The following is a 20,652-nucleotide window of genomic DNA, read 5'->3' as shown; positions in this document are numbered from 1 at the left end:
TGGCCGTTTGCACTGTTTTCGAAAGGTTTGAACCATGCGCGTTCTGATTGCTGAACACGACCACCCTGTGTACGCCCAACTGCTGCGTCAGGCAGCGCCCGAGCTGGAAGTGCTGACCAGCGGCGACTCCGCCGAACTCGCCCGCCAGGCCGCCGATTGCCCGATCTGGCTCGGCCAGCCGGACTTGCTGGCCAACCTGCTGCGTCAGAGCCACCAGCCACAGTGGCTGCAATCGACCTGGGCCGGCATTACGCCGCTGCTGGCCGACGGCCTGCCACGCCACTATCGCCTGACACGGGCGGTGGGGATTTTCGGCCAGGTCATGGCTGAATACGTTTTGACTTATATGCTCGGCCACGAGCGCGAAGTACTGGCGCGATTGGTCAGCCAGGTCGAGCGCAAATGGGACAGTCGTCAGGGGCAAAGCCTGGCGGGGCGCAAGGCGTTGATCGTCGGCACCGGCGACATCGGCCAGACCGTGGCGCAGTTCCTCGTACCCTTTGGCGTCGAGTTGTACGGCATCGCCAGCGAAGCCCGGGAACAGGCGCCATTCGTTGAAGTCGGCGCGCTGGCTGACTTGCCGCGCCTGGTTGGCGAAGTGGATTACGTGATCAACCTGCTGCCCAACACACCCAATACCCACGACCTGTACGACGCGGCACTGTTCAAGCAATTCAAGCCGACGGCTGTGTTCATCAACGTCGGGCGCGGCGTGGCGGTGGTGGATGCGGATTTGGTCGAAGCCTTGAAAGAAGGGCATCTGGCCGGCGCGGTGATCGACGTCTGCCGTCAGGAGCCCTTGCCGCAACGGCATCCGTTCTGGACTGCCTGGGGCTTGCTCCTGACCGGCCACAGCTCGGCACCGACCTCGCCATCGATGATGGTGAACCTGTTTGTCGAGAACCTGCGGGCGTACGAGGCGGGTGAAGCGCTGCGCGGGGAAGTGGATTTCAATCGCGGGTATTGAACCCACTCCAATCAACTTGGCGAGGGGGCTTGCCCCCGTGATCGTTCCCACGCTCTGCGTGGGAATGCCGCCAGGGACGCTCCGCGTTCCGCTTCGCAAGTGACGCGGAGCGTCACAGGATGCATTCCCACGCACAGCGTGGGAACGATCAGGCGATCAGGCGATCGGGGTAGTGGGTTAGAGGGTGAAGCTGCCTTCTGCCGCGAGTTCACTCAACGGCCGACGCGGGCTCGGTTCTTCCCGGGCTTGCAGATATTCCGCCAACGTCGCTTTATCCCCCAGTTTGCCAACGGCCACCGCAGCGTGCAGTGCATAACCCTCGGGAATGTTCAGCTCTTTGCGGGTCAGTTCCTGGTCGAACCCGGCCATGCCGTGGGTGTGCCAGCCGCTGATGCTCGCTTGCAGCGCCAGGTGGCCCCAGGCCGAACCGGTGTCGAAGGTGTGCCACAACGCCGGGGTTTCTTCGGTGGCGCCCGGTGCGGTGAAGGTGGTTTTCGAGATCACGATCACCAGCGCCGAGGCGTGTTGCGCCCAGCCACGGTTGAATTCGTTCAACAGGCCGAGGAAACGCTCCCAGTTTGGCGTATCGCGACGCGCATACAGAAACCGCCAAGGCTGCGAGTTATAAGCCGACGGCGCCCAGCGCGCGGCTTCGAAGAAGCTCAGCAGGGTTTCTTCCGGGATGGCTTCGCCGGTAAACGCCCGTGGCGACCAGCGATCGGTGAACTGTGGGTGAATGGCGTAATCGGCGACGCGTGGGTTGGCACTCATGCAGAGGTTCCTTGCTACGTTTGAGTAAGACTGTCGAAGTAAAAACCTGCGGCCGCAGTTGAGCTGAGCGATGAGGTTTTCATGAGCCGTGGCAGTTCACCGGAATGCAACGCGGTTGCGCGTTAATGGCCTTCGGGTTTGGCTCGTTGCGACTGGCAAAGCTACGCGGCGGCGCAAAAACTGACAAGAGCGTTCTACCGACAGTCGCCGGCGCTTGGCCCGCAAGGCCTGGGGCACTAGACTGGCGGCCTTTTCACCACCTGATGTTGATGCTTGAACCATGGTCGCCAAAATCGAACCGTTCTGGATGCGCAAAACCCTCGATCAACTCGATCCCCAGGAATGGGAATCGCTGTGCGACGGCTGTGGCCTGTGCTGCCTGCAAAAGCTCGAAGATGAAGAAGACAACAGCGTCTACTACACGCGCATCGCCTGCAAACTGCTGGACCTGAACACCTGCCAGTGCACGGACTACCCGAACCGTCGCGAATTCGTGCCGGACTGCATCCAGCTCACGCCGGGCAAGGCGGAAGAGTTCCAGTGGCTGCCGCCGACCTGCGGCTATCGGCTGGTCAGCGAAGGCAAGGACCTGCCGCTGTGGCATCACTTGGTGTGCGGCGATCGCGAGGCAGTGCACCACGAACGTATCTCCCAGTCCGGGCGCATGCTCGCCGAAGGCAGCGTGCCGGAAGACGATTGGGAAGATCACCTGATTTTCCGCGCGGGTTAATTTGTGGCGAGGGAGCTTGCTGTGGCGAGGGAGCTTGCTCCCGCTTAAGTGCACAGCACTCACAAAACCATCAGTGATTAATAAAATTTGGGGCCGCTACGCAGCCCGGCGCGAGCAAGCTCGCTCGCCACATAAGGAGTGTGTATGGCTGTGGGATTGCGGCTCGCGTTGGCCGTCGGGGCGTTGGCCCTGAGTTCGTCGGTGTGGGCGGCGAAGAAGGTCGATCTGGATTATCACGTGCGCCTGTTGCCCCAAAGCGATCAGGCCGAAGTGCGCCTGACCCTCGCCCAAGGCTCGGCAGTACGCAGCCTCGACTTTGACCTGGGCGACGGCAGCCACTACAGCGACTTCAAGGCCGACGGCCAATGGCAACTGACCCCGGGGAAAACCGCTCGCGGTGTCTGGCACCCGGCCGCCGACAAAGCCAGCCTGACCTACCGCGTGCGCATCAGCCACGGGCGCAAGAACGGCAGCTTCGACACGCGCATGACCCCGACCTGGGCACTGATGCGCGGTGACGACCTGGTGCCGGCGGCCAAGCTCGATCAGCAGGACGGCGTCGAGTTGGTGTCACGCCTGGAATTCGAATTGCCCAACGGCTGGAAAAGCGTCGAAACCGCCTGGCCGCGGATCGGCAAGAACAAATTCCGTATCAACAACGTGTCCCGGTTGTTCGACCGCCCGACCGGCTGGATGCTCGCCGGCCACCTCGGCAGCCGTCGCACCCGGTTGGGGGAAACCGAAGTCACCGTCGCCTCGCCGTTGGGGCAGGGCATGCGCCGCATGGACGTGCTGACGTTGCTGACCTTTGTCTGGCCGCAAGCCCAGGCCGTGTTCCCCCGTCACCCGAGCAAACTGCTGATCGTCGGCGCCAACGACCCGATGTGGCGCGGCAGCCTGGCGGCGCGGGAGTCGATCTACCTCAACAGCCGCTTGCCGCTGGTCAGCGAAAACGGCACCAGCCCGTTGGTGCGTGAATTGGCGCAAGTCTTCGGGCGGGTCAATGACCGCCAGCACAGCGACTGGATCAGTGAAGGCCTGGCCGAGTTTTACGCCATCGAACTGGTGCGCCGCGGGGGTGGCATGAGTGATGAGCGCTATGAGGCTTTGCAGAAGAAGTTGGCCAAGGACAGCCAGAAGGTGACAACTTTGCGCGGCTCGCAGATCAGCCCGGCGCAGATGGCCAAGGCTGTGTTGCTGCTACAGGAACTGGACCGCGAGATTCGCCTGAAGACCCGCAACAAACGCTCGCTGGATGATGTACAGCGTGGGGCGATGCACCTGGAAAGCGTCGATACCAAGGAATTTGTTCAGCTCGCGGAGAGCGTGATTGGCGAACCTTCCAAAGTCCTCGATACCGAGTTGCTTCAGTAACGCAGCCTTCGCGGGCAAGCCTCGCTCCTACAGGACATGAGTCGCTCACCCATTATGTGAACGACCTCAACCCGTAGGAGCGAGGCTTGCCCGCGAAGAGGCCATCAACCTCACCGCGATATCCGGATTGATCGTTCCCACGCTCCGCGTGGGAATGCCTCCGGGGACGCTCTGCGTTCCATCGCTGGAAAGGGACGCGGAGCGTCCCGGGCTGCATTCCCACGCGGAGCGTGGGAACGATCAGGACGGGGGGTTAAACCCCGGCTTTCGGCGATTTCAACGAATCATTGCCGGTCACCGTAGCGGTATGGGTCGCCGCCTCGGCATTGGCCTTCAACTGGCTCAGCTCTTCCCCCGCCCGCTGAATCTTCGCCCGTACGTTGTTCATGTCCTGGCGGCTTTTCTCCAGCAGGCTTTTCACCGAGCTGTGCCCGGTAATGCCACGGGCCAGGGCCACGCCGCCGATCGCCACTTGAATCAAGCCAAACACACCGCCGCGACGCAGGCCCTTGCCGACCATCACCACGCCGCCGGCCAGGGAACCGATGCGCTCCCAGCCCTCGACGTTCTGTTCGTGGCGAGTCTGGAACGGGGTGGATTCGATGCGTTCTACGCGTTTGAGTTCGCTCATGATCTGTCTCCAGGCTGGGAAGGATAATTAAGCTGACTGCCGAGGCGCGCCGCTTGTTCCATCGGATGTGCGGTGAGTCAGCGGAATTTCGCCCCCGAGCGAGTGTTCAGCCCTTTGGCCATGCGGTCGTAGAGCACGACGTTGACCGTGGCCGCCAGGTTCATGCAACCGGTGGTCGGGATGTAGACCACGTCTTCGCACCAATCACGGATCTCTTTATCCAGCGAGCCGTCTTCCGGGCCGAAGATGTAGAGGGCGCGATCCGGGTGGGTGTATTCCGGCAGTGAGCGCGCGCCTTCGACCAGTTCCACGGCGACCGGCACGCAGCCGAGCGGCAGGATCTTTTTCAGGTCGTCGATGCCGATCAGCGGAATGTCGTAGTGCACGCGCTTGGTGTCGGTGACGAAGTCGGCGGCGCGCTCATAGCGCTTGCCGGTGTAGAACACCGACGCCACGCCATAACAGCCCGCGGCGCGCATCACCGAACCGACGTTCTCCGGTGACTTGGGGTTATACAAACCAATGCAGCTGTACCGTTTGTCTGCCACGAGCGGGGTGCCTTCGGGAAAAAGAGGGCGATTATACGGGGATTGGCCGGGAGCGGGCAGTTTCGGGATTGGCGGCGTTCGGGCGACTGTCATCGCGGGCAAGCCTTGCTCCTTGGGGTTTGTGTCGAACCCCAAATGAGTGAACGCCCCAATCCCGTAGGAGCAAGGCTTGCCCGCGAAGAGGCCAGCACATCCAGCCTCAATTTTCGGCGCTGTTCCAACCCCCACCCAACGCCACCACCAACCCGACACTCGCCTGCAACTGCCGTGTCTGTAACCTCTGCAACTGCCGCTGCGCTTGCAGCGCCGAGGTCTGCGCGGTCACCACATCCAGATAATTCACCGCCCCGGCCTCATAGCTATTCATCGCCAATGTCTGCGTGCGTTGCGCAGCCTCGACCGCCGCTTGCTCATCCTCTGCCTCCCGTTGCAGGTCGCGCAGTTGCCCGAGCTTGTCTTCGACTTCGCGCACCGCCCGCAGCACCTGGCTACGGTAATGCGCGGCCGCTTCTTCGAACTCGGCCTGGGCCTGGCGTTCGTTGGCGTTGAGGCGACCGCCGTCGAAGATCGGCAGGTTGACCAACGGCCCCAACGCCCAATAACGATTACCGGCGGCCAGCAGATTACCGCTGCCCGCCGTTTGCCCACCGAGCAACCCGGTCAAGCTGAAATCCGGGTACCACGCCGCGCGGGCCACGCCGATATTGGCGTTGGCGGCATACACCCGGCGTTCGGCGGCCGAGATGTCCGGGCGGCGTTGCAGCAGGGTGCTCGGCAGCGCGTCGGGGACTGAAGGAAGCCCCAATGCCTGATCGCTCGCATTCAATCGGAAAACACTCGCCGGCTCACCCACCAACTCTCCAATCGCATGCTCGGCCAGATCCCGCTGCGCCCGCACATCGTCCAGTTGCGCCCGGGCCTCGGCCAGTTGGCTTTGCGCCCGGGTCAGGTCCAGTTCCGAGGCGATGGCGCCTTCGTAACGGTCGCGGGTCAATTGCAGGGCCTGGGTGTAATCGTCGAGGGAGCTGGCGAGAATTTTGCGCTGGGCATCCAGGCCATTGAGCTGGATATACAGCGTGGCCAGTTGCTGTTGCAGGCGCAGCCGCGCCGCCGCCAAGTCGTCCGCCGACGCCTGAGCCTGGGCATCACCCGCCGCCACCTGATTGCGAATCCGCCCCCACAAATCGAGATCGAAGTTCAGCACCAACCCGGCGGTATTGCTGTTGTACACCGACGGCTGATTGCTGCCGCGCAACGGCTTGCCGTCCGACTGACGCTGGCGCAACGGCTGGGCGCTGGCGCTGATCTGCGGGAACAACCCGGCATGCAGTTGACCGGCATACGCCTGCGCCGCCTCAAAGTGCGCGAGGGCCGCCGCCAGGTCCGGGTTGGCCTTGAGCAATTGCTGTTGCAGGTGGTTCAGGCGCGGGTCCCGATAGAGCTGCCACCAGTTCGACGTCAAGGGCGGCGCTTTTGCCAAGTGCCACGGACCGTCGCTGGTCTGCTCGCGATACTGCGCCGGCAAATCGATGGCCGGCACCTGGTAGGTCGGCGCCATCGAACAGCCTTGCAACAGCAACGCCATCACCAGCAGCTCAAGCCTTGGGCGCATGCACACCTCCAGCATCGGCCAGTTGCACGGCATCGCCTTCACGCAGCGCATCCGGCGGGTTATCCACCACTCGATCCGCAGGTTTCAAGCCCTGATCAATCACCAGCCGCTCCCCCAGATCCAGACCGATATGAATGTCGCGCAAGTGCACGTGATTCTCCGGATCCAGCACCGCCACCTGGGTGCCCTGGGCGCGGAAGATCAGCGAACTCGCCGGTATGCTCACACCATGGGTATCGGCGGGAATCTGCAACGTCGCTTCGGCATAGTCACCGGGCAACAACGCGCCGTCCGGGTTATCCGCGACAAACTGCGCAAGCAAGGTGCCGGAGCGGCGATCCACCGCCGTCGAATCCCCGAGCAACCGCGCGGTGAAGTGCTGGCCGGGATGCTCCGGCACGATCAATTCAGCCGACATGCCGGGTCGGATCACGCTGGCGTAGTTCTGCGGCACCGGCACGTAGAGGCGCAGTTGATGGGTGTCGGCGATGTCGAACAGTTGCGGATCGCTGTCATTGTCGGCCTTGATCAACTGGCCGATGTCGGTGTTGCGCGCGGTGATGGTGCCGGCGAATGGCGCACGAATAGTCTTGTAGTCTTCCAGCGCCGACAGCCGCGCGTAATCAGCCGCAGCGGCATCAGCGTTGGCCTTGGCGGCGGCCGCGTTGGAGCGTTTTTCATCGGCTTCCTGACGCGACACCGAATGCGTCGCCAACAGGTTTTGCCAACGGCTGGCGGTGGTTTCGGCCAGGCGCGCATTGGCCTGTTCCTGAATCAACCGGGCACGGGTTTGCGCCACTTGTTGATCGAGGTCCGGGCTTTCGATCTCGGCCAGGATCTGCCCGGCCTTCACATGGGCGCCGATGTCGGTTTTCCAGTCCTTGAGGTAGCCGCTGACCCGCGCATGGATTGGCGCCTTGCTCCACGCCTCCAGATGCGCCGGCAAGCGCAGGCTGTCGCCGTGCACGTTCTGTTGCGGCTGGAACACGCTGACCAGCGGCATGGCCGCCGTTTCAGTCCAGGCGGCCACGGCTTTCTCGTGGCGAGTGCGGGCGGCCAGACCGTTGGCCACCAGCAGCGCGGCCAGGGTCAGGCCGCCGACCCCGACCCACATCAGGCGTTTGCGCGACGGTTTTTGATCAGGCGACATGAGAGCTTTCTCCAGCAACAGTACGAGTTGATTGACGTCCGTGAACCAGGCTGAACACCACCGGTACGAACAGCAGCGTGGCAGTGGTGGCGAGGATCAAGCCGCCGATCACAGCGCGGCCCAACGGCGCGTTCTGTTCCTCGGACAGGGCCAGCGGCAGCATGCCGATGATCATCGCCAGGGCGGTCATGCACACCGGGCGAAACCGGGTGTAGCCGCCTTCGAGCGCAGCCTTGAGCGCGTCGCCGTGTTCGGCCAGGCGTTCACGGCAGAAACTCACCACCAGAATCGAGTTGGCCGTGGCCACGCCCATGCACAGGATCGCCCCGGTCAGGGCCGGCACCGACAGCGAGGTGCCGCTGAGAAACAGCATCCACACAATCCCGGCCAGCGCGGCGGGCAGGGCGGTGATGATCACGAACGGATCGACCCAGGACTGGAAGTTGACCACGATCAGCAAGTAGATCAGCACCACCGCGCCGAGCAGGCCGAAGCTCAAACCGCTGAACGCTTCGTGCAGCGCATCGATCTGCCCGTGCAGGCTGATCACCGCGCCTTTGGGCCGCATCGAAGCGGTGTCATCCAGCACTTTTTGAATGTCCTTGGCCACGCCGCCGAGGTCGCGGCCCTGCACATTCGCGTACAGGTCGAGGGTCGGCATGATGTTGTAGTGGCTGACCACCGCCGGGCTCTGCACCCGGGAAATGCTCGCCAGACCACCAAGGATCTGCGATTGCCCGTCACTGCCGGTCACCGGCAAGGCTTCCAGCGACGGCAGGCTGTCGAGGCGATATTGCGGCGTCGCGGCGACCACGCCGTAGGACACGCCGTTGGCCGGGTTGAGCCAGAACGTCGGCGCGGTCTGCGAACTGCCGGCCAGGGACGCGACCATGCTGTTGGTCACGTCGCGCTCGGTGATGCCCAGGCCATTGGCCCGCAGTCGATCGACATTGACCTGCAACGACGGATAACCGGTGGACTGCTGGATGCGCAAATCGGCGACCCCGGCCACATGCTGCAAGCGTCGCTCAAGCTCCACGGCATAGGCGCGGTTCGCCACGTCATTGGGCCCGGAGATTTTCACGTCCAGCGGGGCCGGGGCGCCGAAGTTGAGGATCTGGCTGCTGATGTCCGCCGGCAGGAACGCAAAGTGACTGCCGGGAAAGCTTTCCGGCAAGGCTTCGCGCAGGCGTTTCACGTAATCGGCGGTGGGGCGGTGCTCGGCCTTGAGGCTGACCTGGATGTCACCGTCCTGGGGGCCGATGGTGCCGCTGTTGCTGTAGGCCATGTCGATGCCGCTCAGCGGGATGCCGATGTTGTCGACGATGGTGTCCAGTTGCTCGGCGGGGATGATCTCGCGGATCCGCGCTTCGATGCGGTCGAACGCCGCCGCGCTTTCCTCGATCCGCGTGCCCAATGGCAGGCGCACATGCAGCGACAACGCGCCAGCGTCGGTGGCGGGAAAGAAGTCCTCGCCCAGGCTCGGCAGCAGCGCAAACGAAGCCAGCACACAGGCCAGGAACCCGAGCAGGAACCGCTTGCGGTATTCCAGCGCCAGTTCCAGCAGACCGAAGTAAGTGTCCCGCAGGTTGGAGAAATGCCGCTCGAAACCCTGCTGGAAATTCAGCACCCGTTGCAGCAACGGATGATGGGTTTTTCGGTGCTGCTCACCCTCGTGATGGTTGATGAATTCATCTTCCGGGTGATGCCCCGGACCTTGCTCGGGTACGTGAGGTTTGAGCAAAAACATTGCCAGGGTCGGCACCAAGGTGCGCGACAGAATGAAGGAGCTGGCCATGGCAAACATCACCGCCAGCGCCATCGGCCGGAACAGGTAACCGGCGATGCCCTGCAACAGGAACATCGGCACAAACACGATGCAAATGCACAGCAACGACACGAACGCCGGGCCGACAATCTGTTTCGCGCCGTCGAGGATCGCGGTCTTCACTGCTTTGCCCTGTTCCAGGTGCCAATTGATGTTCTCGATGGTCACCGTGGCATCGTCCACCAGAATCCCCACCGCCAACGCCAACCCGCCGAGGGTCATGACGTTGAGGGTCTGGCCGCTGGCGGCGAGCAGGGCGATGGCCGACAACACCGCGAGCGGAATCGAGGCGGCGATGATCAGGGTTGAACGCCAACTGCCAAGAAACAGCAGGATCATCGCGCTGGTCAGCAACGCGGCGATGATGCCTTCCTTGGCCACGCTGCCCACCGACTGTTTGACGAACACCGAGGCATCGCCCAGCAGGGAAGTCTTGAGCGACGGCGGCACGGTTTCGTTGATGCGCGGCAGCATCTGGCGAATGCCGTCGATGATCGACAGCGTGGAAATATTGCCGTTCTTCAACGCGGGCATCAGCACCGCGCGACGGCCATCGACCCGCACGATATTGGTCTGCGGCGGCGAGCCGTCACGCACGTGGGCCACCTGGCCGATGGTGATCAGCGCGCCGTCGACGGTTTTGATCGGCAGGTCGTTGAGTTCGTCGATGGCTTTCGGGCTGTTGTTTAGCAGCACCGTGTATTCATTGGGACCGAGTTTGGCGGTGCCGACCGGGATGATCTGGTTCTGGGCAGCCAGCGCATTGCCGACGTCCTGGGCGGACAAGCCTTTGGCGGCCAGCGCCTGCGGGTCGAGGTCGAGGGTGATCTGCCGTTGTTTGCCGCCCATCGGCGTCGGAATCGCCAGGCCCGGCACCGAGGTCAGGGGCAGGCGAATGTTGTTCTGCACCAGGTCGCGGATCTTCGCTTCCGACAGCGTGGGGCTTGAGAACGCCATCTGCAAAATCGGCACGGTCGAGGCGCTGTAGTTGAGGATCAGCGGCGGCGTAATGCCCGGTGGCATCTGTTTGAGCACGGTCTGCGACACCGCCGTGACCTGGGCGTTGGCGGTGCGGATATCGACGCCGGGCTGGAAGAAAATCTTGACGATGCCCATGCCCGGCAGGGATTGCGACTCGATGTGCTCGATGTCGTTGACCGTGGTGCTCAGGGAGCGCTCATAGGTGTAGATCACCCGCCCGGCCATGTCCTGCGGCGCCAGGCCGTTGTACTGCCAGACCACGGCGATGACCGGAATGCCGATGTCGGGAAACACATCGGTGGGCGTTCGCAGGGCCGCCATCGGCCCGATGATGCAGATGAAAATTGCCAGCACGATAAACGTGTAGGGCTTGAGCAGTGCAGTCTTTACCAGCCCGAGCATGCCGTAAACCTCCGAGGTCTTGAATGCAATTGCCCGGCAGTCTTGCGTGTGCAACTTAAAGATTTGCCTTCACGGGGATGAAGAAATCTTTAACGTTTTCCTGAAAAACCTTTCATGGGTCTTCATTTGTCCGCGCCGCTCTAGCCCGCCACTCTTCACCTCAAGCCGATGGCCCGTCGTCACACCTGACGGCGGCATCGACGCTCAACTTTCGAGGTGTTTTGCCATGACGCTCAAACCCCTGTTACTGGTCCCCGGCCTGAGCCTGATCTGCCTGTTATCGGCGTGTGCCGGCCCGGAACCCAAGTCGGACCCGAGCGAAGCCTGGATCGATCTGCAACAACCGGGAAACACCAACGTGCTGGCGGAAAAGATCGATGGCCAGCGCGTTGAAGACGGACGTTATTTCGAGGTCAAGCCCGGCGTTCATCGGCTGGACGTGACGCTGATCCGCGGCACCGATGGCAACTCGGCGGAACCTATTTGCACGGGGCGCCTGGACTACAGCCACTTTCAGGCGGGTGAGCGCTACCAGATGAATGCGTCCAGCGCAGGCTTGTCGGCCAGCGCCAGCCTGGTGGACTCCCACGGCAAACAGGTGGCGCAGAGCGATCGTTTTCAGTGCTCGTAGGCCCGGCGTTTCAAGGTTGTTTTTTCATGAAGGAAGGTCATTGCAATGACACTTAAACCACTGCTGTTGATTCCGGGCCTGAGCCTGGTTTGTCTGTTGTCCGCTTGCGCCGGGCCGATGCCCAAACCCGATCCAGGCATGGCCTGGATCGGGCTGCAGGAAGAGGCGCCCAATGACATGCTGGCCGAACGGGTGGATGGCCAGCGTATCGATGACGGCCGCTTCTTCGAAGTGGCCCCCGGCGCCCATGACCTGGAGGTGACGTTGTTCGAGATGCCGAGTGGCGATTCGAACCAGGAGGATTGTGAGGGCAAGGTCAGTTACCCGCAGTTCAAGGCTGGCGAGCATTACCGGTTGGTAGAGTCGAGTCTGGGCGAGGAGGTGAGCGCGCGGCTTGAGGATTCGCACGGCAAGCAACTGGCGCAGACTGGCGATTTCCAGTGCATGCCGGGATAAGCCGCTGCGCGACGGCGGTGTGCCGAACATAGCCCCTGTAGGAGCATCGCTTGCTCGCGATAGCGTCCCCGAGACCGCCATCGGCTGTAGGAGCAAAGCTTGCTCGCGATAGCGTCCCCGAGACCGCCATCGGCTGTAGGAGCAAAGCTTGCTCGCGATAGCGTCCTCGAGACCGCCATCGCGAGCAAGCTCCTACAGGTCGTCATCGCTGGCCTTTAAAGCGGTTCTGCAATCACATACCCCGACCCACGCATGGTGCGAATCAACGGCGGCATGCCCGGCGGGTCGATTTTCTTGCGCAGCCGACCGATGTGCACATCGATCAGGTTGGTGCCCGGATCAAAGTGATAGCCCCAGACCTCTTCGAAAATCATCATCCGCGACAAAATCTGCCCCGGGTTGCGCATCATGAATTCCAGCAGTTTGTACTCGGTGGGCAGCAGGCTCAGCGGCTGGTTGGCGCGGTGGGCTTCGTGGCTGATCAGGTCCAGTTCCAGGTCGGCGATGCGCAGGGTGGTGTCGAAGGTTTTGGCCGGGCTTTTACGTCGCAGCAACACTTCGACCCGCGCGGCCATTTCGTCAGTGGCGAACGGTTTGGCCAAATAATCATCGCCCCCGGCACGCAAGCCGCGCACGCGTTCATCGACGTCGGAGAGGGCGCTGATCATCAGGATTGGCGTCGCCACGCCAATGGCGCGCAGCGTGGTGACGATGGCCAGGCCATCCAGTTCGGGAAGCATGCGGTCGAGGGTGATCAGGTCGTAATTGCCACTGACCGCGCTCACCAGACCTTCGCGGCCATTGCTCACCCAATCCACTTCAAAACCGTGGCTTTGCAATTCGGTGACAATTTCCGTGGCGGTCACGGCATCGTCTTCGATGGTCAAGATTCGGGACATGTCGGTTACCTGTGAAGAGTTCCGTATGTCGCGATTTTGCCAATAAACGATTGCCGACTTTCTGATGAAAGTTTCATGTGCGATACAAAGGAAATGCGCTAGGCCTGATGCGGTTTCATTTTGCAGGAGCAAGGCTTGCCCGCGATGGCGAACTGAAGATCGCTATCGCGGGCAAGCCTTGCTCCTACAGACAATGCGCCCGATTCACTGCGCCTTGGGCAACATCGCTTTGAGCTTGGCCATCATGGAGGCCGGTGCATTGGCGATCTGGTTGCTTGCCGGGTCCTTGCTCCCCGTACCGTTGGTATCAACGCCCGCGAGGATTTCCGCCAGATTGTTGAAGTGCCCGTCTTTTTTCTTGCCCCCGGCGACGGCATCGTCCTTGCCGTACTGGGTCAACGCGTCCTGCAAGGTCTGGTGCTGGGACAGCCATTCGGGCTTGGTCTTTTCCTCGGGGCTCATGTTGTCGAGGAAATTCAGCGCAGCCTTGGCCCGGCCAATCGGGTCGTTGGCGAACGGGTCTTTCCAGTTTTTCTTCTGATCTTCCGGGCCGCTGTAATGACCCGACGCCAAGCGCGCCTGTTGCTGCATCAGCGCCTTGGCCGCTTCCTGTTCATCGCTGGAAAACTTGCCGCCCTCGTTGGTGGCGACGGCGTTCAGCGAACGGCGATCCAGGTCGCCCATCAACGCATTCTTGTCTTCGACGCTGGCGTCGTAGGGCTTTTCGCCGGCCTTCATCTGCGCGTATTTCACGTCCATACGCTTGCGTGCATCCGCGGCGACTTCCGGGAAGGTCTTGTCCTTGGAGCTGGACACCGCGCCGGGTTGGGTGACGCCCAGCACCAGGGCATCCGCATTCATGCCCTTGCGCACCGGGAAGAACGGCGCGTTGTTGCCGATAGAGCCGCTGTAGTCGGTGGACTTTGGCGAGAGGCTGACCGAGTCACCAGTCTTAGGGTCTTTGGCGGCCTGCTCGGTGGCAGCGGTTTTAGCCTTGGCCTGAGCAGCGGCGCCGTAAGCCAGCATCGCAGGGCTGTTGAAGGTTGAGGTGACGTTCATCGTCTTCCACTGTCTGGCGTGTATTGATGCGGATACATCGCAAGAACAGTGCCAGCAACGCTGATGGCATCTCGAACCCAAACGGGCAGGGGCTTTTGTAACGGGTCAGACACGATTGGAGCGCGGCAAAAAAATGACATCCTTTGCCAGCAGCGGCAGTTTTTGGCCGCTGCATGGCCAGGTGTCAGTCTTCTTTCTTCATCAACCCCGCCAGCGCGGCGAATGGGTTGTGCGTGGCCTTGGCGACCTTCGGCGTGCTGAGGGAGCCTTCGCTGAAGTACTGCTGGTCGGTGTAGCGCGAGTGTTCGTTGTCGTGGCAATACAGGCACAACAATTCCCAGTTCGAGCCGTCCTGGGGGTTGTTGTCGTGGTTGTGGTCGCGGTGGTGCACGGTCAGTTCGCTCAGGCGCTTGCCGGAAAATTCACGGGCACAGCGGCCGCACACGTGCGGGTACATCTTCAGGGCCTTGTCGCGGTAACCCATTTCCTTGTCGCGCTGGTTGTCGGCGAGGATGCGATCCAGCTTCGAGGTATTGGTTGGGGTGGACGAACTCATGGGTTCACCTTTGTAGAAGACTAATGACGGTAATGAACAGAGTTTAGCTCAGCCCTTGAGCTTCTCGGCAATCCAGATCGTATGGCGCGTGCCTTTGTTGCCGTGGGCGAAGACCTGGACTTCTTCGGCCTTGAACCCGGCCTTCTTCAATTTGTCGGAAAACTGCTTGTCGGCGCTGGCCGACCACACCGCCAGTATGCCTTTGGGGCGCAGGGCCTTGGCACAGGCGCTGAGGCCGCCGGAGGAATAGAGCCAACTGTTGGCGCGCTGGGTCAGGCCTTCGGGGCCGTTGTCGACGTCGAGCATGATCGCGTCGAAACCCTGGGGCTCGGCTTGCAGCACTTTTGCCACGTCTTCCATGCGAATCACGGTACGCGGGTCGAGCAGCGGGTTGCCGGCCTTTTCGCCCAGCGGTCCGCGATTCCACTCGACCACGCCGGGCACCAGTTCGGCGACCACCACTTCAGCGGTCTTGCCCAGGTGCTTGAGGGCGGAGGCGAGGGTGAAGCCCATGCCCAGGCCTCCGATCAAGACGCGGGAGTTCGGCCGGCCGGCGACCTTGCGGCACGGGATCTCGGCCAGGGCGTCTTCGGAGCCGTGCATGCGGGTGTTCATCAGTTGCCCGCCATCGCCACCCTGGATCTTGATGACGAAATCCTCGCCGTATTCGAACAGGCACAGGGCACCGCCGTTTTCAGGGATGGGGGCGGTGTCGAGTAAAACGAAACGTTTCATGGCAGGCTCTTGGAAAAAATTGGCATAAGGCAAACGGACGCGGTTGGGAGTAGCCTGCAAGCAGACAACAAGGCCAACGGAGCCATTGATGAAGCGCACCATTCTAACGGTCATTGCCTTGGCCGCGCTCTCGATAACTGCAGTGCAGGCCCAGGAGCAGCAAATCATCCCCATCAGCCCGGCGCCAATGCCCGGCTCGCCCGGCACCGCGACCCCCACGCCCTACCCGCAAATCACCCCGACCAGCGTGCCCCGCACCGGGCCTGGCAGCGGCGGCCCGCCCCTGGTGCCGATCGAAATGCCCAGCCCGCCGTCCAAGGACCAGCCGTTGCCGGGCCTTGAGCCGAACGGTGCGAAAAGCAAGTCGCCGGGGGGTTAGACCTGTTGCGAGAGTAACTGCCCGTCGGCCATGCGCAAACGCTTGGACAGGGAGACGGCGAGGGCGCGGATGATCTTGGCGGCGATTTTCGGCGCGTCGTTGAGCATCTTTTCCAGCGAATCCTTGCCCAAGTTGAGCAGTTGGCAGTTGCTCGCCGCGACGCAGCTGGCCGAGCGCCGCTCGCCGTCGAGCACGGCCATTTCGCCGAACGCCCGACCGCTGCGCAGGGTGGCCATGATCACCGTTTGCCCGTCGCTGTTGGTCTTCTGCACCGAGACCTGGCCGGTGTGGATGATGCACATGAAACTGCCGGCATCGCCCTCGTGGAAGATCTCCTCGCCCTGGGCGATGGTGCTGATGCTGAAGTAGCCGGACGCGGCGGCGAAGTCCACCGGCAGCAGTTGATCGAACAGGCCGCAGTCCATCAGCCAGTCGCGGATTTCGTTGTTCAGTAAGGTCGGTTCTGACATGTCGTCACGGTCTTTTTTGTTTTTTGCTGAATGATGCTCGTATCCCTGTAGGAGCGAGGCTTGCCCGCGAAGGCGTCGTGTCAGCCAACATAGATGTTGAATGTTGCGGCCTCTTCGCGGGCAAGCCTCGCTCCTACATGGGTAGGTCGGCGTACGGGATTTAAGACCCGTACACCGAGCCAAGTTCCTCAGGCAATGCCCAAAACCTGGAAAACAAATGCGTATTCGAGGGCTACGTCACGTAATCCCTGGTAACGCCCGCTCATCCCGCCATGCCCGGCGCCCAGTTCGGTCTTGAGCAGCAGCGGGTTGTCGTCGGTTTTGGTCGCGCGCAATTTCGCCACCCACTTGGCCGCTTCCCAATACTGCACGCGACTGTCGTTGTAGCCGGCGATCACCAGCGTCGCCGGATACGCCTGGGCAGTGACGTTTTCGTACGGGGCGTAGGCCTTGATCCGATCATAGACGTCCGGCTCTTCCGGGTTGCCCCATTCGTCGTATTCGGTGACGGTCAGTGGCAGGTCCGGGTCGAGCATGGTGTTGAGCACATCGACGAACGGCACCTCGGCAATCGCCGCCGCGAACAGCTCTGGACGCTGATTAAGCACCGCGCCGATCAACAAACCCCCGGCGCTGCCACCGCTGATCGCCAATTGCTGCGAAGTGGTGAAGCCATTGGCGATCAAATGCTCGGCGCAGGCGATAAAGTCGCTGAAGGTGTTGTGCTTGTGTTCCTGCTTGCCGGCGCGGTACCAGGCTTCGCCCAATTCACCGCCGCCGCGCACATGGGCGATGGCGAAGGCGACGCCGCGATCCAGCAGGCTCAGGCGCGCATGGGAGAACCACGGGTCGAGGCTTTCGCCATAGGCGCCGTAGCCGTACAGATAAAGTGGCGTCGGTTTGCCGAGTACTTCGCGTTTGACCACCAGGCTGATCGGCACTTGCGTCCCGTCCGGCGCGGTCGCCCACAGGCGCTGGCTGACATAGGCATCGGCGTCGAACGGGCCGAGCACCGGGGTTTCCTTCAGCACTTTCTGCTCGCCGGTGGCCAGGTCCAGCTGACGCACCTGCGCCGGACGGTTCAACGCCTCATACCGCAGGCGGATCCGGTCGCTGACGAATTCCAGGCTGTTTTGCACATGCAGGCTGTAGGCCGCGTCCGGCAGTTGCACGCGATAAGGCGCCAGGCCTTGTGGGCGCACCTCAATGATCGGCAAGCCGCCTTCGCGCAGGCTCAGGGTCACGGCTTCGACGTTCAGGCTCAGGCCTTCGATCATCACCGTGTCGCTGTGGGGGATCAGGTTCTGCCACTCGGCCTCGGTCGGCGCCACGCCCGTGTCGGCGGCGGTGTACAGGGCGAAGTTGATGCCGTCGCGGTTGCTTCGGATGAACCACGTCCACTGGCCATCGAGGGCGCCGTGATCGACGTCGTACTCGTGGTCTTCGACCCGGGGCGCCAGGCAGGTGAAGGCCTGATGCGGCTGGAAGGCGTCGAGCACCCAGACTTCGCTGGTGGTCTTGCTGCCCAGGGACAGCAGCAGTTGCTGTTCGGAGCTGGAGCGGTAGCAATGCAGGAAGAAGCGGCCGTCCGGCTCATGGAACACTTCTTCGGCCGCCGTGCCGTCCAGGCGATAGCGCATCAGTTTGTGCGGGCGATGGGTGTCGTCCAGTTCGCCGAAGAACAGGGTCAGGCTGTCGTTGGCCCAGGTCATGCTGCCGTCGCAGTCCTCGAACGCCAGTTCGCTGACACGGCCGCTGGATAATTCCTTCACGAACAGCGTGTAAATCTCATCGCCCGTGGTGTCGAGGCTGTAGCCCAGGCGCTGGTGGTCCGGGCTGATGCTGAAGGCGCCGAGGGAGAAGAAGCCGCCGTTGGCCAGTTCGTTCGGGTCCAGCAGCAGTTGCTCCTGGCTTTCGTCGATCAGCAGGCTGTCATCGGCCGGGCGCGGGCAGCGGTAGTGGCGAGCGTATTCGTCACCGGCCGTGGTGCGGGTGTAATACAAAAACGGCCCCCACGGCGACGGCAGGGACAGGTCGGTTTCCAGAATCCGGCCCTTGATCTCTTCGAACAGGGTTTCGCGCAATCCGGCCTGATCGGCGGTTTGTGCTTCTTGATAGCTGTTTTCTGCCTTCAGGTAGTCGAGCACCGCGTCGGTGTCGCGCTCCTGGAGCCAGGCATACGGGTCAACCCCATCGGCCTTGCGGGCAATCGGGGCGCGGGTGACGTTGGCGGTTAAGGGCATGAAGGGCTCTCGGACAATGTACGGAATAAGGGTTTCGCAGCGCTGCAGAACCTGGTGGGTGCGGACCTGTGGCGAGGGGGCTTGCCCCCGTTGGGTCGCGAAGCGGCCCCAAAACCTGAGATCGTGGTGCACCAGATACACCGCGTGCAATGGTTTTACGACTGCTTCGCAGCCGAACGGGGGCAAGCCCCCTCGCCACACAAGCTCATTGACCATACGAGCTCATTGACCACACAAGCTCATTGACCACACGAGCTCATTGGCCACACCAGCTCGCTCCCACAGGTTCTGTGTCTTGACCGGCTGGCATTGGGACAAGCCGGACGCGCGAAAAGTCGTTACTATAAGCGCCTCTTTGCCTGCCTTGCCATGGACACCATGACCGAGAACGACTATCTGATCGCTTGGGGCCTCTACGCCTTTGCCGCTTTAGGCTGCCTGTTGGTGTGGATGCGCCTGACCCGCTGGATGTGGCGCTACCTGCGTGAACCCCTGCGGCTGCTGATGGCGGTGTTGCTGTTCAGCCCGACCATCATCGACCCGGTGAAGGAAAAGGTCGCTCCGGCCATCGCCATCACCGCCCTGGACCTGGCGTTCAAAGTGGGCAACAACGCCTGGCGCGCGATTTCCGATCTGTTCATGTACGGCATGATCGCCTTCGGCCTCTACCTGATTCTGGTGCTGATCCGCTGGCCGATCGAACGCGCCGCCGCAACCCGCAAGGAACAGGCCGCTGCTGCCAAAGCCGCGATCAAACCTGACGATTATGAAGACGATCAACCGTTCGGCGTCGCCGGGGATGATCGCTACGGCCGTCCACCAATCCCGAACAACCCTCAGCGTTCGCGCATCGAACCGCGTTTGTAACCTTGCCCCAGCATTGAAGCGAGAGTCCGAGCATGTGTGAGTTATTGGGCATGAGCGCCAATGTCCCGACCGATATCGTGTTCAGCTTCACCGGGCTGATGCAGCGCGGCGGGCGTACCGGGCCGCACCGTGACGGCTGGGGCATCGCCTTCTACGAAGGCCGAGGCCTGCGTCTGTTCCAGGACCCGGCGGCGAGTTGCGAGTCCGAGGTCGCGAACCTGGTGCAGCGCTACCCGATCAAGAGCGAAGTGGTGATCGGGCATATCCGCCAGGCCAACGTCGGCAAGGTCTGCCTGTCCAACACCCACCCATTCGTGCGCGAGTTGTGGGGGCGCAACTGGTGTTTCGCCCACAACGGCCAGCTTGCGGACTTTGAACCGATCAAGAGTTTCTACCGCCCGGTCGGCGATACCGACAGCGAAGCAGCGTTCTGTGACTTGCTCAACCGCGTGCGCGCAGCGTTCCCGGAACCGGTGGAAATCGAAGCACTGCTGCCGGACCTGGTAGCGGCTTGCGCCGAATACCGCAGCAAAGGCGTGTTCAACTGCCTGCTCAGCGACGGCGACTGGCTGTTCTGCTATTGCTCGACCAAACTGGCGCAAATCACCCGCCGCGCCCCGTTCGGCCCGGCGCGCCTGAAGGACGTCGATGTGATCGTCGACTTCCAGGCCGAAACCACGCCCAACGACGTGGTCACGGTGATCGCCACCGAACCCTTGACCGAAAACGAAACCTGGACCCGCTACGAACCGGGCCAATGGAGCCTCTGGCGACGCGGTGAATGCGTCAGCCAGGGCAAGACCGAATAAGGACTTACCCCATGTTGCTCAGTTATCTACGGCTGGTGTTGTTTGCGGCGGGCCTGTTGATCGGTGTCCAGGTGCCGGGGTTTATCAGCGACTACGCCAAGCGGATCGAAGCGCACCTGATTGAGGCGCAGACCGGGTTGAGCGGTTTCCAGGGCACGGCCAATGAGTTCTTCAAGGGCGACATGCAGGCGTTGGTCGCGCATTACCGGGCGAGCGAAGACCCGATCTTTCGCAGCGATGCCGACAGCCTGAGCAACCTGCTCACCCGTCAGGTCGCCCTCGATAAACAGCACATGGCGATGCAAGGCCCGTGGTACATCCGCTTCCTGCAAGTGGCACTGGCGGCTGATCCGGACATTCGCAAGGAAACCTGGAACGGCTACAGCTACCAGATCCTGCTGACCCCGGAAGCGATGATCTGGGGCATGAGCGGCGCATTGCTGCTGTCGTTCGGCATTGAATGCCTGTTCCGGTTGATCGACTGGGTGGTACTGGGCGGCAAACGCCTGCGCCAAAGCCGTCCGATTGAAGATCGGGATGTGCGCGGCCTCTAA

General features: G+C 62.3%; 21 protein-coding genes. 9 read left to right on the top strand and 12 right to left on the bottom strand.

The features are described from left to right. The first annotated feature begins 34 nt into the window (after positions 1-34). Positions 35-967 (top strand): D-2-hydroxyacid dehydrogenase, encoded by a 933-nt coding sequence (locus tag FQ192_RS02100; RefSeq protein WP_149657158.1) that lies wholly within the window; start codon positions 35-37, stop codon positions 965-967. 177 nt (positions 968-1,144) lie between these two features. On the opposite strand, the gene FQ192_RS02090 is transcribed toward FQ192_RS02100, so the two are convergent. Further along, on the bottom strand, positions 1,145-1,738 hold the full coding sequence (locus FQ192_RS02090; protein ID WP_149657157.1) for a nitroreductase family protein: 594 nt from the start codon (positions 1,736-1,738) through the stop codon (positions 1,145-1,147). A 280-nt stretch (positions 1,739-2,018) separates the two neighbouring features. Between FQ192_RS02090 and FQ192_RS02085 the strand changes: the two genes are divergently transcribed. Together FQ192_RS02085 and FQ192_RS02080 are read left to right on the top strand one after the other, a co-directional pair. Then, positions 2,019-2,468 carry a YcgN family cysteine cluster protein gene (locus FQ192_RS02085; RefSeq protein WP_149657156.1) on the top strand — a complete coding sequence of 150 codons (450 nt, stop codon included), beginning with the start codon at positions 2,019-2,021 and terminating at the stop codon, positions 2,466-2,468. Between the two features lie 144 nt (positions 2,469-2,612). Continuing rightward, positions 2,613-3,842, top strand: a complete 1,230-nt coding sequence (locus FQ192_RS02080; RefSeq protein ID WP_149657155.1) for a hypothetical protein — start codon at positions 2,613-2,615, stop codon at positions 3,840-3,842. Between the two features lie 253 nt (positions 3,843-4,095). Here FQ192_RS02080 and FQ192_RS02075 read toward each other — a convergent pair whose 3' ends face one another. From FQ192_RS02075 to FQ192_RS02055, 5 genes are all read right to left on the bottom strand, one after another. After that, complete coding sequence (locus FQ192_RS02075) at positions 4,096-4,473, bottom strand: DUF2892 domain-containing protein (protein WP_149657154.1); 378 nt, start codon at positions 4,471-4,473, stop codon at positions 4,096-4,098. 77 nt (positions 4,474-4,550) lie between these two features. Then, entirely contained in the window at positions 4,551-5,021 is a 471-nt protein-coding gene (locus FQ192_RS02070) for an RNA methyltransferase (protein WP_010462134.1), read from the bottom strand. Positions 5,022-5,220: 199 nt separating this feature from the next. Continuing rightward, on the bottom strand, positions 5,221-6,633 hold the full coding sequence (locus FQ192_RS02065) for an efflux transporter outer membrane subunit (RefSeq protein ID WP_149657731.1): 1,413 nt from the start codon (positions 6,631-6,633) through the stop codon (positions 5,221-5,223). Continuing rightward, positions 6,617-7,783, bottom strand: coding sequence for an efflux RND transporter periplasmic adaptor subunit (locus tag FQ192_RS02060; RefSeq protein WP_149657153.1), 1,167 nt, complete (start codon positions 7,781-7,783; stop codon positions 6,617-6,619). The genes FQ192_RS02065 and FQ192_RS02060 overlap by 17 nt, the downstream gene beginning before the upstream one ends. After that, complete coding sequence (locus tag FQ192_RS02055) at positions 7,773-10,994, bottom strand: efflux RND transporter permease subunit (protein WP_149657152.1); 3,222 nt, start codon at positions 10,992-10,994, stop codon at positions 7,773-7,775. The genes FQ192_RS02060 and FQ192_RS02055 overlap by 11 nt, the downstream gene beginning before the upstream one ends. A 226-nt stretch (positions 10,995-11,220) precedes the next feature. Between FQ192_RS02055 and FQ192_RS02050 the strand changes: the two genes are divergently transcribed. Continuing rightward, positions 11,221-11,625: a hypothetical protein gene (locus tag FQ192_RS02050; protein ID WP_149657151.1), complete on the top strand. Its 405-nt coding sequence runs from the start codon at positions 11,221-11,223 to the stop codon at positions 11,623-11,625. 45 nt (positions 11,626-11,670) lie between these two features. Further along, positions 11,671-12,081 (top strand): hypothetical protein, encoded by a 411-nt coding sequence (locus FQ192_RS02045; RefSeq protein WP_149657150.1) that lies wholly within the window; start codon positions 11,671-11,673, stop codon positions 12,079-12,081. Positions 12,082-12,296: 215 nt separating this feature from the next. Here the strand turns inward: FQ192_RS02045 and FQ192_RS02040 are convergent, their stop codons facing one another. From FQ192_RS02040 to FQ192_RS02025, 4 genes are all read right to left on the bottom strand, one after another. Continuing rightward, entirely contained in the window at positions 12,297-12,980 is a 684-nt protein-coding gene (locus FQ192_RS02040) for a response regulator transcription factor (protein WP_149657149.1), read from the bottom strand. 204 nt (positions 12,981-13,184) lie between these two features. Further along, positions 13,185-14,039 (bottom strand): hypothetical protein, encoded by an 855-nt coding sequence (locus FQ192_RS02035; RefSeq protein ID WP_149657148.1) that lies wholly within the window; start codon positions 14,037-14,039, stop codon positions 13,185-13,187. A gap of 184 nt (positions 14,040-14,223) precedes the next feature. Next, on the bottom strand, positions 14,224-14,595 hold the full coding sequence (locus FQ192_RS02030; protein ID WP_133839269.1) for a YajD family HNH nuclease: 372 nt from the start codon (positions 14,593-14,595) through the stop codon (positions 14,224-14,226). Between the two features lie 48 nt (positions 14,596-14,643). Next, a complete protein-coding gene (locus tag FQ192_RS02025; RefSeq protein ID WP_133839268.1) occupies positions 14,644-15,330 on the bottom strand; it encodes a spermidine synthase in 687 nt (228 codons plus the stop codon). An 88-nt stretch (positions 15,331-15,418) separates the two neighbouring features. On the opposite strand from FQ192_RS02025, the gene FQ192_RS02020 reads away from it, so the two are divergent. Beyond that, the gene (locus FQ192_RS02020; protein WP_149657147.1) at positions 15,419-15,709 is read left to right on the top strand and encodes a hypothetical protein; all 291 of its coding nucleotides are present in this window, start codon (positions 15,419-15,421) and stop codon (positions 15,707-15,709) included. Here FQ192_RS02020 and FQ192_RS02015 read toward each other — a convergent pair. Further along, the gene (locus FQ192_RS02015) at positions 15,706-16,179 is read right to left on the bottom strand and encodes a cyclic nucleotide-binding domain-containing protein (RefSeq protein ID WP_133839266.1); all 474 of its coding nucleotides are present in this window, start codon (positions 16,177-16,179) and stop codon (positions 15,706-15,708) included. The two genes, FQ192_RS02020 and FQ192_RS02015, sit on opposite strands and share 4 nt — an antisense overlap. A gap of 188 nt (positions 16,180-16,367) precedes the next feature. Then, positions 16,368-18,422 (bottom strand): S9 family peptidase, encoded by a 2,055-nt coding sequence (locus FQ192_RS02010; RefSeq protein ID WP_149657146.1) that lies wholly within the window; start codon positions 18,420-18,422, stop codon positions 16,368-16,370. Between the two features lie 369 nt (positions 18,423-18,791). On the opposite strand from FQ192_RS02010, the gene FQ192_RS02005 reads away from it, so the two are divergent. From FQ192_RS02005 to FQ192_RS01995, 3 genes are read left to right on the top strand one after another with little or no spacing between them, the layout of a single operon-like run. Next, positions 18,792-19,289 (top strand): MFS transporter, encoded by a 498-nt coding sequence (locus FQ192_RS02005; RefSeq protein ID WP_149657145.1) that lies wholly within the window; start codon positions 18,792-18,794, stop codon positions 19,287-19,289. Positions 19,290-19,321: 32 nt separating this feature from the next. Then, positions 19,322-20,098 (top strand): class II glutamine amidotransferase, encoded by a 777-nt coding sequence (locus tag FQ192_RS02000; RefSeq protein ID WP_149657144.1) that lies wholly within the window; start codon positions 19,322-19,324, stop codon positions 20,096-20,098. Between the two features lie 11 nt (positions 20,099-20,109). Next, a complete protein-coding gene (locus tag FQ192_RS01995; protein WP_133839262.1) occupies positions 20,110-20,652 on the top strand; it encodes a DUF2937 family protein in 543 nt (180 codons plus the stop codon).

This window comes from Pseudomonas sp. ANT_J12 (assembly GCF_008370045.1).
GTDB lineage: Bacteria > Pseudomonadota > Gammaproteobacteria > Pseudomonadales > Pseudomonadaceae > Aquipseudomonas.
The sequence above is the reverse complement of the archived record's forward strand: the minus strand, read 5'-3'. Positions and strand labels throughout refer to the sequence as shown.